Here is a 12,458-nt window from a genome sequence, read left to right as displayed (position 1 = left end):
GATAAAATGGGCATAAGCGTTCAACAGCTTTTAATTATTTTGGTTATTATTGTTTTGCTTTTTGGTGCAAAGAAAATTCCAGAACTAGCAAAAGGCGTTGGTAAGGGCATTAAGAGCTTTAAAGCCGAAATGGAAGATGATAAGCCGGTAGAGAAAGTCGAGAAAAAAGACGAAGAAGTAGTAAGCGAAGTTAAAAAAACTGAGAGTAAAGAAGCGTAGGTTTTAAGTTGAAAGAGATAGTTAAATCTGAAATTTTTAAAATTTTAGAGTGCGATTTTGCTCTTGAAAAACCAAAGGATAAAAACCTAGCTCACTACGCTACACCAGTTGCATTTTCTTTAGCAAAACAAGAGAAGCGTTCGCCGATGCTTATAGCTAGTGAGTTGGCTCTTAAGTTTAAAGATAGTGAAATTTTTGACGTTAGCGCAGTGAATGGCTATCTAAATTTTAAGCTAAAGAGCGGATTTTTAGATAGCTTTTGCACAAAAGCCCTAAAGAAGCCAGAAAATTTTGCCACTTCAGATAAAAAAAATGAGAGTTTACTCATAGAGTATATTAGTGCAAATCCGACTGGTCCTTTGCATATAGGGCACGTTCGTGGTGCGGTCTATGGCGATACATTGGCTCGTATAGGCTCACATATTGGATATAATATAACAACTGAGTATTATATAAATGACGCTGGAAATCAAATTGATCTTCTTGGCACGTCGATATCTTTGGCTGCTCGTGAGTATATCTTTGGCGAAAGTGTAGAGTATCCAGAAAAGTATTATCGTGGCGAATACGCGATAGAAATTGCTAAAATGGCGTATGAAAAATTTGGCAAAGATATTTTTTATGATAGCACTCAAAATGCCAAACTCGCAAATTTTGGCAAGGATGTTGTATTAGATATTATTAAAAAAGATCTATCTGATGTTAATATTAGCATACAAAATTGGGCTAGTGAAGTATCATATTATGACAAACTAGACGCGACAATCGCAAAACTAGAAAAATCACACCAAATGTATAAAAAGGACGCAGCTACCTATATAGCCTCTACAAAACTAGGCGATGATAGCGATAGAGTCGTAGTCAGAGATGATGGCAGACCTACATATCTTGCTGGGGATATTGTATACCATAATGACAAATTTGAACGCGGTTTTGATAAGTATTTAAACATCTGGGGAGCTGATCATCACGGCTATATCACGAGATTAAAGGCAGCTATAAATTTCTTAGGATACGACGAAAATCGCCTTGAAATTTTGCTTATGCAAATGGTAAGCCTTTTAAAGGACGGCAAACCTTATAAAATGAGCAAACGTGCTGGAAATGCGATACTTATGAGTGACATTACCGACGAGATAGGCTCTGACGCATTGCGTTTTATATTTATAAGCAAGGCAAATACAAGCAGTCTTGAGTTTGATGTAGATGAGTTAAAAAAGCAGGACAACTCAAACCCTATATTTTACATAAACTACGCTCACGCACGTGTAAATCAGGTCTTTGGCAAGGTTGGCAAAAGCGTAAATGACGTCATAAACGCCTCGCTTGATACACTTGATGAGAGCGGTAAAAATTTGCTCTTTGAGGCGCTTACCTTAAATGAAGTGCTTGAGGACGCCTATTCTCAAAGAGCTTTGCAGAAGTTGCCAGAGTATCTTAAAAACCTTTGTGCGAGTTTTCATAAATTTTATAACGAAAATCGCGTAATAGGCAGTGATAACGAAGACGCGTTGCTAAAGCTTTTTGCGATAGTTGCTTTAAGCATAAAAACAGCATTGGCTCTTATGGGTATAGAGGCTAAAGAGCGAATGTAGCTAAATGTTACAAAATTTCAAACCCACAAAAGAGGCAAAAGTTGCTTGGTTTGTTTTGACCACTCTTACACTTTTTGCCTTTTTGCTCTCATTTTTGCCACTATTTTCATCGTTTTTTATTAGTCCATTAATAATAGCCGTTTTAATCGGTGCCTTGTTTGCAAATTTTATACAAAAACCTACCTATAAAATAAAACAAAGCGGTGTTTTAGACGTGGCAACAAAGAAAATTTTGCGTCTTGGCATAGTGCTTTTTGGCTTTAAAATCGGCATAGATCAGATAACATTTGTTGGCACGAGTGGCATTTTTCTAGCATTTTTGGCTGTATTTTCTACATTTTTTGTTGGAATTTTTATTGGTAAATTGCTAAAAATTAGTGATGAGCAAACTCTTTTAATAAGCTCTGGAGTGAGTATTTGCGGTGCAGCTGCTATTTTATCTAGTGCGAGTGTTTTAAAATCAAAGCCACAAAGCGTAGCCATAGCGGTTTGCTGTATCGTTGTTTTTGGTACAATTTGCATGTTTATCTATCCTATCGTTTTATCATTGCTAAATTTAACCGACTTGCAAGCTGGTTTGCTTTTGGGTGGATCGCTACACGAAGTAGCTCATGTTGTGGGTGCTGGAGCCAGTATGGGCGAAAATATACAAAAGACGGCGGTTATTGTAAAAATGCTTAGAGTTTTAATGCTTATGCCGTTTCTTTTAATGCTTGTTTTATTTTTTATAAAGGGCGAGAAAAACAACATTGGCTCAAATTTCCCATATTTTGCGTTATTTTTCTTATTGGTTGCCCTTTTTGGCTCTTTCTTAAATTTACCGGTTTGGATTTTAAATTTCATAAATGTTTTTGATACATTTTTGCTCTGTATGGCAATGTGTGCTTTTGGTTTTGGTATACAAAAAAGCATATTTATAGGGCTTGATTTAAGGGTGTTTGTGTTGACGTTTTTACAGACATTTTGGGTGTTTGTGTTATCTATGATATATGTTAAATTTATATAAAGGTATTTTATGAATCTAAAAAATGCTATGCAAAATTTTATAAAAAGTGGCTCAAAAGATGATGAGATCGTGCTAATAAATGAGCTAAATAAAGCCGAGCTTTTAGCACCTATTATACTCTCATCTCCGCTTTCAAAGCCAGATGGTGGTGCTATCTATGAAGAAGAGGGCTCAAATATAAAATTTATCATTTTAGAAGACGAGATTAACGACTGGGGCTACTATCCTGCATTTACCGATAGAGATGAGCTTTTAAAGTGGCGAAGCGATAGTGAGCAAGAAACTTTAAGCTTAAGGTTAAAAGATTTTTATGCTATGCTTAGTCACGAAAACAACGTTTATAAAGGCGTTGTAATAAACGCTTATGGCGAAAATTTTGTGTTATCTACAGAGCTTTTAGGCAGTATTCTTAATAAAAGTTTATTATCTTAATAACGTTTTTAAAATAAATATTTTTTTAAAATATTTCGGATATAATACCGTTTACCTAAAATTTAAAAAAGAGAGGATAGTCTATGTCTGTATCAGAAGAAAGACGCGGTTTCATCGGTCTTGCCTTTGGAGCAGTGGCTGCTGTTGGCGGTGCTTTTTCGCTAGTTGCTATGAAAAAGACTTGGGACCCGCTACCTAGCGTAAAGGCGGCTGGTTTTACAACTGTTGACCTTAGTCCTATGAAAGAGGGCGAGATAAGACAGGTTGAGTGGCGTAAAAAACCTATATTTATACTAAAAAAAGAGGCAAGTGCCGCTAAAAATGAGGCTCGTGACGTTGTTGTAGGCAATGATAGATACATCGTTGTTATCGGTCTTTGCACGCATCTTGGCTGTATTCCAGAGTGGAAAGCTAGTAAGGCTGCTTTTGTGTGCGCCTGTCACGGTGGCGAGTTTAATGCTGAAGGCGTTCAAACTTATGGACCTCCTCCTAGACCGCTTGATATCCCTCCGTTTAAAGTAGATGGGACAAAACTCGTGCTTGGCGAGGTTGGCCCAGAATATGAAAAACTCATCGGCAAAGCGTAAGGAGCGACTATGGCACAAATTCATAAATCAACAGGCGTGATCGATTGGCTTGATCAGCGTTTAGCCGTGACAAAGCTTATGAAAGTTTTAGTAAGCGAGTACTGGATACCAAAAAATATAAATTTTCTTTGGGCAATGGGCGTTATCCTAACTACGCTTTTTATGCTTCTTATCGTTACTGGCTTTTTGCTTTTGATGTATTATAAACCAGATGTAAATTTAGCATTTGATAGTGTAAATCGCACGATTATGCAAGAGGTTGAATACGGCTGGTTATGGCGACATATACACGCAGTTTCAGCGTCTGTAGTGTTTCTTATAATGTATATCCACCTTTTAACTGGTCTTTACTACGGCTCTTACAAGAAGGGTAGAGAGATGATATGGGTTAGTGGTATGCTACTTTTTATCTGTTTTTCGGCTGAGGCATTTAGTGGCTATATGTTGCCTTGGGGACAGATGAGCTACTGGGCTGCAACTGTTATCACTCAGCTTTTTGGAGCTATCCCAGTTATCGGAGATGCTTTGGTTGAGTGGATACGTGGCGATTACGCTGTTGGCGACGCTACGCTTACTAGATTTTTTATGCTTCACGTTTGTTTAATGCCTATCGTTACTATCGTTGTTTTAGTTATTCACTTCTACTCGCTTCGCGTTCCTCACGTAAATAACGAAACTAGCGAAGAGATAGATTTTGACGTTGAGGCTGAAATTTACCTAAAAGGCGATAGAAAAAAAGCCAAAGTTATACCTTTTTGGCCTGGATTTTTGGCAAAAGACTTTATGTATGTTGCGTTTTTTATGATATTTTTTATGTATCTCGTGTGTTTCCACTACGGCTTTGCTATGGATCCTATAAATTTTGAACCAGCAAATGCACTAAAAACACCTCCGCACATCTATCCTGAGTGGTATTTTTTATGGCAATATGAAATTTTACGCGGATTTTTCTTTGATATTTTTGGAATTTCTGCTTCAAATCTTGGTCTTTTAGCATTTGCTTTTGCGGGTATGGCATTTATGATTATCCCGCTTCTTGATACAAGTGACGTTGTAGCCCCAGCACACAAAAGACCGCTGTATTTTATATGGTTTTGGCTACTTGTGATTGACTTAATAGCCCTTTCTATACTAGGCAAAATTCCAACCGAGGGCAGAGAGTGGCTAGGCTTTGGCACATCGGTGTTATTTTTGTTTTTATTTATCGTGGCATTGCCACTTATTAGTTTTATTGAAAAGAAAAGGGGATAATTATGAAAGAGCTTAAAATTTTTGCCATAGTTGTCTTTCTTTCAGGCGTTTTGTATTGGGGTATAGAGCCTTATGCACATACTCAGTTACACCCTCATACTGCTGCTGCAAATTTTGATTATGCACAGGCTGATGATGTTTATGCTAAAAATGTTATGGCGGCAAAAGAGACCGCTTTAGCTAATGCAAAGGCAACAAATGACGCCCAAAAGATAAAAGTTGCTCAAGATGAGCTAGATAGTGCTAAAAAATACTTAGAAGAGTATAGTGCGTTTTGGGCTGATATAAAAAGCATAGATCTTAGCAAGGGCGACGCAACAAAGGGTGCTGATACCTTTATGGCTGCTGGTTGCACTGGCTGTCACGGAGTGCAGGTTGCTGGTATGCCAGCAGGTATGGATAATGAAACTGCAAGTCAGAGCTTTGGTGTAGTGCCTCCTGATCTTAGCACAGCTGGTGTGATTTATGATGATAAATTTTTGGCTGCGTTTATCAAAAACCCAACTATGGCTGCAAAACTAGGTCATAAATTTAACGATGAAAAACCATACCCCATGACGGCGTTTATGGGTGCTGGTGGCGATGATATAAATAAAGAGATTGCCGATATCGTAGCTTATTTAAAATCAATAGCCACAAAATACGTTTCTGAAAATAAAGGCATAAGTGACGCAAAACTATTTGAAGATGCTTGTCAGCGTTGCCACGATATGAAGTATGATAACAAATACACGCTCACAAATCGCGTTAGTTTGGCTTCTTATATGGGTTCAAATCCGCCTGATTTATCTATGATGATTAGGGCTAAAAATTCTGATAATTACCTAGCTAAACTGATAAACGATCCACAAAAAATGCTTTCAGGAACTGCTATGCCACGCGTTGGACTAAGTAGCGAGTCAACAAATCAAATCGTAAGCTACATAGAAAAAGTTGGCGATAGCAAAAAAGATGAACGCTCAAACGTTGGCATCTATACTATGATTTACTTCTTGATTTTAGGAATTTTTGCCACACTTTGGAAACGCAAAGTATGGAGCGAACTTCATTAAATAAAAGGGCTTAACCGCCCTTTTTTACTTTGACTCCGTTGTAATAATTTATTGATTTTCTAAAAATTAATTAAAATTCAAGGTAAGCTTTCTACAAAATAAATCCTACTGCGGTTTAAAGTTTTTTTGTTATAATCGTATATCTTAAAGAAAAATAAAATTAAAGTGGCGTAAAGGGATAAAACAATGATTAGGCAAGATATTATAAACACCATAGGGGGGGGGTTCTTAACATATAGCACTCATTCAGAACATAATGAGTTTTGCTACGACATAGAATTTAAAAGCTTAGGCAAGGATTGGGATAAGATAAAAATCCGCAATGCCTATTCTAAAAAAGAGAGTTATTATAAGAGCTTAGATATACGCCTAGTTAATGAAGCAAAAAAGTTAAGCATTTGCATAGAAACAAAATCTGATTATAAAAAATCCAAAAAAGAGCTAGAAAAAGCCAAAGCGCAATTAAGTGCCTATATGACTTATGAAAAGCAATATAGCGGTAATATTGTAGTTGGAATTTTGGCTAACACTACTGATAATGATATTTTAATGTATCTTGACAAGGCAGATGATGAGAGCATAATTTATTGCGATAGAATAATTAGTATGAAAGAGTTATGCGACATACTCTTTCCAGCGATAAAAAATAGCAAAGAAGATGTTATTAACGCTACTTATAAACTAAATGAAATTTTACATAGCTTTGGCATAAATGAGAAAGTCAGGGGACAATTTGTTGGGACTTGTCTTTTGGCCTTAAAAAATGGCTTAGAGTATGAGAACTCTAAACAACAACCAAGAGAGCCATCGGTTGTAATTAGTGAGATAAAAGCGATTTTAAACAATCTTTTAAATAGAAATATTGATGACAATTTAAGCAAAGCGGAAAAAATGCTTTTGCTTGATAAAAAAGTCTTAGAAGATGAGAGAATCGTTAGACTTTCTGATAGAGATTTTAACCAAATCTTGTCTCATATTAAAAATAAAATTTTGCCTTATATAAATGATGAAACAAAGACAGGGCAGGATATTTTAAATCTATTTTTTACCACTTTTAATAAATATGTCAATAAAGATGATAAAAACCAAGCTTTTACGCCAGACCATATAACTGACTTTATGTGTAAAATTACAGAAGTTGATTATAATTCAAGGGTGCTAGACCCTTGTTGCGGTAGCGGAGCATTTTTGGTTAGAGCGTTAGTAACCGCTAGAAATTCTTGCGCTAATCTGCCAAATAGAGATGAACTTATAGAAAATATACACAAAAATCAAATCTTTGGCATTGAAGAGAGCGAAAATCCTTTTGGGCTTTCTACAACAAATATGTTAATTCACGGCGATGGTAACACTAATATCATTAAAGCGAATTGCTTTGATAAAAAACTTTGGATACAACAAGCAAAGCCAAATGTTATCTTAATGAATCCGCCGTATAACGCACAGCAGATACTATTTCCTAGTGAGATTATAGACCACATAGAGCATATTGAGAATAAACAAGGCGTAAAAAAGGTAAAAATTTTAAAAACATATTCAACAGGCGCTTGGAGCAAAAAAGATGGCAAACCAGCCAAAGAAGACCCTACAAAAGGACTTTGCTTTGTAGAATACATTTCGGATTGTTTGCACGAAGCAAATATCACAAATGCTAAATTAGCGGTGTTATTGCCACTACAATGTGCTATTGCTAATAGTGGCATAATGCTAAGAGCAAAAGAGAATATTTTAAAATACAATACGCTAGAAGCTGTTTTTACGCTACCGCCTGAAATGTTTTATCCCGGTGCTAGTGCTAATGCTTGTTGTATGCTTTTTACAATGGGAGTACCACATTTTGATATTAATAAAAAACCAAATAAAAAGACGTTTTTTGGTTATTTTAAAGATGATGGCTTTATAAAAAAGAAGTATCTAGGTCGTATAGAGCGTTTAGATAGTAAAAATCAATCAATTTGGGAAACGCAAATTCAGCCTAAATGGCTATCGCTATTTAAAAATGGCGATATAGAGTCAGGACTTTCGGCAAAAGAGTATGTAACGGCAGAAGATGAGTGGCTATGCGAAGCTTATATGAAAACAAATTATGATAACTTATGCGAAGCTGATTTTCAGAAAACCTTAAATAATTATCTTGCTTATCAGATAACAAATAATCAAAAAAGTAAAAACACAAAACTTAATATTTCTGAATGGCAAGAGTTTAAATTAGAGGAGCTTTTTGATATTGTTCGTGGCGATAGAATAGTCCATAATGAAGATTACTTTGACACACAAGATGAAACGTATAAATATCCAGTTATAACGACCACTACGGCTAATAATGGAGTTGATGGATATTATGAATTTAGTAATTGCGATGGCAATTGCATAATTTCAAGCGGAGAGGCGAGCGGACTTTTTACTACCTATCAAGAAAATCCTTGCTGGGCGTTAGATACTGTGAGAATTTATAAGCCAAAAGGTTTTAGTATGAATAAGTATCTTGGCATATTTTTCGCAACGCAATTGACTTATAATATGTATCTTTTTTCTTATGGCAGAAAAGCAAAACCTAGCAATATGTATTCGCTAAGCATAAAATTGCCTGTTGATTTAGATAAAAATCCTGACTGGGAATTTATAGAGAATTATATAAAATCACTGCCTTATGGGGATAGGATTTAAATAAGTTAGACCAATTATTAAATCAATAAGTTATTACAATAGAGTCTTTGTTTTTATTACAATCTTATCTTTAAATTTTATACCACGCTAAAATTAAAAAAGGTATAATATAGCCATTAAAAATATATAAAGATAAGGAAAATATATGAGCAAACAGACTAAGTATATATTTGTTACAGGTGGCGTATTAAGCTCACTTGGCAAGGGTATTGCGGCTGCTAGTATAGCCACACTTTTAAAGCACTCTGGCTTAAAGGTAAGCATATTAAAGGCAGATCCATACATCAACGTTGATCCTGGCACTATGAGTCCGCTTGAACACGGCGAGGTTTTTGTAACAGACGACGGAGCTGAAACAGATCTTGACCTTGGCCACTACGAGAGATTTTTAGATGAGAGTCTAAGCCAGGATAATAACTTTACTACAGGCAGGGTTTATAGTGCTGTTATCGAAAAAGAGCGTAGAGGCGATTATCTTGGCAAGACCATACAGGTTATACCGCATATTGTGGGTGAGATAGTTGATCGCATAAAAAAGGCTGGTGAGGGCAAAGATATCCTAATCGTTGAAATCGGTGGCACCGTTGGCGATATAGAAGGTTTGCCATTTTTAGAAGCCATACGTGCATTAAGAAGCGAAGTGGGACGAAAAAATGCGATGAATGTTCACTTAACGCTTGTGCCATATATAAAAGTTGCAGGTGAGCTAAAGACAAAGCCGACACAGCACAGCGTTGGCGAACTTCGCCGTATAGGCATTACTCCTGATATGATAGTTTGTCGTGCAGAAATGCCACTAAGCAAGGACCTTAAAGAAAAGATAGCTATGAGTTGCGGGGTTGATAGAAACTGCGTTATAGAAAGCCCTGATAGCGCTAGTATATACCAGATACCACTTTCATTTTTAAATCAAGACATCTTAACTCCTATCGCTGAAATTTTGGGATTAAATGAACTAAAGCCAGATATGAAAATGTGGGATAGTCTAGTTAAACGCATAATAGCCCCTACAAAAGAGACTACAATCGCTTTTGTAGGTAAATATGTTGATTTAAAAGAGAGCTATAAGAGTTTAACGGAGAGTATTATTCACGCAGGAGCCACCCTGGATACTCGTGTAAATTTAAAATGGTGCGATAGCGAAAAAATCGAAGAAAATAACGTAAATGAGCTTTTAAAAGATGTGGACGGGGTGCTTGTAGCAGGTGGTTTTGGCGAACGTGGAGTAAGTGGTAAAATTTTGGCTATAAAATATGCCAGAGAAAAAAAGGTGCCATACCTTGGAATTTGCCTTGGTATGCAACTTGCACTTATTGAGTTTGCGAGAGATGTTTTAAATTTAGAGGGTGCAAATTCTATCGAGTTTGATAAAGAGTGTAAAAATCCTATCATATATCTAATTGATAGCTTCATAGATTCTCACGGCAAAGAGCAGATCCGTACACATAAAAGCCCACTTGGTGGGACTATGCGACTTGGCTCTTATGAGTGTGACGTAAAGCCAGGCTCACTTTTATCTAAAATTTACAATGGTTCAAAGCATATAAAAGAGCGTCATCGCCATAGATTTGAAGCAAACCCAAAATATAAAGAGTCCTTTGAAAAAGCTGGTATGATGATAAGTGGCTCAAGCAATGGTCTTATTGAGGTTGCGGAGTTAAAAGATCATCCGTTTTTTATCGGCGTTCAGTTTCATCCAGAATTTACATCTCGCCTAACAAAGCCAAACCCAACAATCCTAGGCTTTATAAAAGCTTCTTTAGATGCTGAATAAAAGTGAGATAAGGGATTTACTTGAGCTTAGATTTAAAAAAGATATTCATAAAAAGCTTTCGCAAATCCCTAAGCCTTGCGCCTTAAAGGATATTTACAAGGGTGCAGAGCGTATAAAACGAGCTATTGACAACAACGAACACATAGCTGTTGTTGGGGACTATGATGTTGATGGGGTTGTCTCTAGCGTTGTTATGGCAGAATTTTTTGATGATATAGGTTATAAAAACTATCAGGTTAAAATTCCAAATCGCTTTAAAGATGGGTATGGATTAAATCTTGAAATTTTAGATGAGCTTGGCGACGCAAAGCTTATTATAACCGTTGATAACGGCATTAGTGCAAATGACGCAGCACTTATTTGCAAGGAGCGTGGAGTTGATCTTATAATCACCGATCATCATATGCCACCTCCTATTTTACCAGAAGCTTACGCGATAATAAACCCAAAACAAGATGACTGCCAGTTTCCAAATATCGAAATTTGCGGTGCTCAAGTGGCTTGGTATTTTGTGGGTGCGTTAAAAGAGGTTTTTGGTATTGAGTATGATATGTCAAAATTTTTAGACCTATTAGCTATTGCCATTATTGCTGATATGATGGAGCTTAGAGATATGAACCGCATTATCGTAAAGCTAGGAATTTCAAAGCTAAATACGACAAGCAGGATAGCCTTTAGGGCCATTAAGGAGTATTATGGCAAAGAGAAATTTGAGTGCGATGATGTCAGTTTTTTAATAGCCCCACTTATAAATTCCGCCGGCAGAATGGATGATGCGATGAACTCATTTGAGTTTTTAAGGAGCGGCGATCTAAATAAAGCGTTTGATTATCTTGATATGATAGTTGATTTTAACAACTCAAGAAAAGAGGAGGAAAAGACGCTTTTTGAAAGCTCACTGAAGGACGTTAGCGAAGATGATAGCATAATCGTAACTTGGGGCGAGCAGTGGCACGAAGGTGTTATAGGCATTGTGGCTAGTCGCTTGGCTAAGCATTTTAAAAAACCTGCCATAGTTTTTAGTATCGATAGAGGCAGAGCAAAGGGCAGTGCTAGAAGCGTTGGCAAACTAGATATCTTATCTCTTATAGCTGAGCATTCTGGGCTTTTAAGTAGCTATGGCGGACATAAGGGTGCTGCTGGGCTGGTTTGTGAGCCGTGTAAGTTAAAGCTCTTAAAAGAGGCGTTAAACAAGAGTTGTTTTTTGATGGATATGCATAAATTTTGCAGTTCAGATGAGCTTTTAGGTGATATAAATGCCAATGAGATAGATTATGAATTGCTTGAAATTTTGGAGTATTATGAGCCTTACGGGCAGAAAAATCCAAGACCTATTTTTAGGATTACAGGCGCCATTGTAAAAAATGAAAAGATAATAGGTAAAGAGCAAAATCATCTTAAGCTAATCCTGGAAAAAGGCAACAAAACGCTTGAGGCATTGTTTTTTAACTTTACTCGTCATATCAAGGTTGGCGAACAAATAAGCATAGCTTTTTCAATATCAAAAAATTCATTTAGAGGTCTTGTAACTCCGCAACTTTTAATACGCGAGTTATTGGAGTAAATTTAAATTTTAGTTGTATAATTAGCAAAAAGGATAAAAATGATACCATTTACCGACGAAGAACTTTTAAAGCCCGTTGAACGTTCACTTAATAAAGTCCGCCCAATGCTGCAAAACGACGGCGGAGATATGGAGCTTTTGGGTATAAAAAACGGCAAAATTTATGTGCGTCTTGTCGGGCATTGTCACGGATGTGCGGCCAGTGGAACTACGCTAAAATACGGCGTTGAGCGACAGCTTCGCTTAGATATCCACCCTGAGCTTGAGGTTATAAACGTGCCTATGGGCGAAGAATTTGTGCTTTAGGGTTA

11 protein-coding genes are annotated in these 12,458 nt (G+C 36.6%); all 11 read left to right on the top strand.

What is annotated here, in order from left to right; translation table 11 throughout:
* Positions 1 to 6 precede the first annotated feature (6 nt).
* The 11 genes from CMCT_RS08165 (at position 7) to CMCT_RS08115 (ending at position 12,453) form a co-directional block, all read left to right on the top strand.
* On the top strand, positions 7 to 219 hold the full coding sequence (locus CMCT_RS08165; protein ID WP_034970319.1) for a Sec-independent protein translocase subunit TatA/TatB: 213 nt from the start codon (positions 7 to 9) through the stop codon (positions 217 to 219).
* An 8-nt stretch (positions 220 to 227) separates the two neighbouring features.
* Positions 228 to 1,814 carry an arginine--tRNA ligase gene (gene argS / locus CMCT_RS08160; RefSeq protein ID WP_034970321.1) on the top strand — a complete coding sequence of 529 codons (1,587 nt, stop codon included), beginning with the start codon at positions 228 to 230 and terminating at the stop codon, positions 1,812 to 1,814.
* 4 nt (positions 1,815 to 1,818) lie between these two features.
* Positions 1,819 to 2,820: a YeiH family protein gene (locus CMCT_RS08155; protein ID WP_034970323.1), complete on the top strand. Its 1,002-nt coding sequence runs from the start codon at positions 1,819 to 1,821 to the stop codon at positions 2,818 to 2,820.
* A gap of 9 nt (positions 2,821 to 2,829) precedes the next feature.
* Positions 2,830 to 3,252, top strand: coding sequence for an SseB family protein (locus CMCT_RS08150; protein WP_034970326.1), 423 nt, complete (start codon positions 2,830 to 2,832; stop codon positions 3,250 to 3,252).
* A gap of 83 nt (positions 3,253 to 3,335) precedes the next feature.
* Positions 3,336 to 3,839, top strand: a complete 504-nt coding sequence (locus tag CMCT_RS08145) for a Rieske 2Fe-2S domain-containing protein (RefSeq protein WP_034970328.1) — start codon at positions 3,336 to 3,338, stop codon at positions 3,837 to 3,839.
* Positions 3,840 to 3,848: 9 nt separating this feature from the next.
* On the top strand, positions 3,849 to 5,090 hold the full coding sequence (locus tag CMCT_RS08140; protein WP_034970329.1) for a cytochrome b: 1,242 nt from the start codon (positions 3,849 to 3,851) through the stop codon (positions 5,088 to 5,090).
* A 2-nt stretch (positions 5,091 to 5,092) separates the two neighbouring features.
* On the top strand, positions 5,093 to 6,142 hold the full coding sequence (locus CMCT_RS08135) for a c-type cytochrome (protein WP_034970332.1): 1,050 nt from the start codon (positions 5,093 to 5,095) through the stop codon (positions 6,140 to 6,142).
* 186 nt (positions 6,143 to 6,328) lie between these two features.
* Positions 6,329 to 8,809, top strand: coding sequence for an N-6 DNA methylase (locus CMCT_RS08130; protein ID WP_034970334.1), 2,481 nt, complete (start codon positions 6,329 to 6,331; stop codon positions 8,807 to 8,809).
* A 145-nt stretch (positions 8,810 to 8,954) separates the two neighbouring features.
* Positions 8,955 to 10,583, top strand: coding sequence for a CTP synthase (locus CMCT_RS08125; protein ID WP_169777672.1), 1,629 nt, complete (start codon positions 8,955 to 8,957; stop codon positions 10,581 to 10,583).
* A complete protein-coding gene (gene recJ, locus CMCT_RS08120; protein ID WP_034970335.1) occupies positions 10,573 to 12,147 on the top strand; it encodes a single-stranded-DNA-specific exonuclease RecJ in 1,575 nt (524 codons plus the stop codon). Before CMCT_RS08125 ends, recJ begins: the two co-directional genes overlap by 11 nt.
* Positions 12,148 to 12,186: 39 nt before the next feature.
* The gene (locus CMCT_RS08115) at positions 12,187 to 12,453 is read left to right on the top strand and encodes a NifU family protein (protein WP_034970337.1); all 267 of its coding nucleotides are present in this window, start codon (positions 12,187 to 12,189) and stop codon (positions 12,451 to 12,453) included.
* Positions 12,454 to 12,458: the final 5 nt, after the last annotated feature.

This window comes from Campylobacter mucosalis (assembly GCF_013372205.1).
GTDB lineage: Bacteria > Campylobacterota > Campylobacteria > Campylobacterales > Campylobacteraceae > Campylobacter_A > Campylobacter_A mucosalis.
The sequence above is the reverse complement of the archived record's forward strand: the minus strand, read 5'-3'. Positions and strand labels throughout refer to the sequence as shown.

What these genes read in the sequence shown, in the direction of transcription:
- CMCT_RS08165 (WP_034970319.1), top strand. Translation starts at nt 7, where the DNA reads ATGGGCATAAGCGTTCAACAGCTTTTAATTATTTTGGTTATTATTGTT.
- CMCT_RS08155 (WP_034970323.1), top strand. Translation starts at nt 1,819, where the DNA reads ATGTTACAAAATTTCAAACCCACAAAAGAGGCAAAAGTTGCTTGGTTT.
- CMCT_RS08150 (WP_034970326.1), top strand. Translation starts at nt 2,830, where the DNA reads ATGAATCTAAAAAATGCTATGCAAAATTTTATAAAAAGTGGCTCAAAA.
- CMCT_RS08145 (WP_034970328.1), top strand. Translation starts at nt 3,336, where the DNA reads ATGTCTGTATCAGAAGAAAGACGCGGTTTCATCGGTCTTGCCTTTGGA.
- CMCT_RS08140 (WP_034970329.1), top strand. Translation starts at nt 3,849, where the DNA reads ATGGCACAAATTCATAAATCAACAGGCGTGATCGATTGGCTTGATCAG.
- CMCT_RS08135 (WP_034970332.1), top strand. Translation starts at nt 5,093, where the DNA reads ATGAAAGAGCTTAAAATTTTTGCCATAGTTGTCTTTCTTTCAGGCGTT.
- CMCT_RS08130 (WP_034970334.1), top strand. Translation starts at nt 6,329, where the DNA reads ATGATTAGGCAAGATATTATAAACACCATAGGGGGGGGGTTCTTAACA.
- CMCT_RS08125 (WP_169777672.1), top strand. Translation starts at nt 8,955, where the DNA reads ATGAGCAAACAGACTAAGTATATATTTGTTACAGGTGGCGTATTAAGC.
- recJ (WP_034970335.1), top strand. Translation starts at nt 10,573, where the DNA reads ATGCTGAATAAAAGTGAGATAAGGGATTTACTTGAGCTTAGATTTAAA.
- CMCT_RS08115 (WP_034970337.1), top strand. Translation starts at nt 12,187, where the DNA reads ATGATACCATTTACCGACGAAGAACTTTTAAAGCCCGTTGAACGTTCA.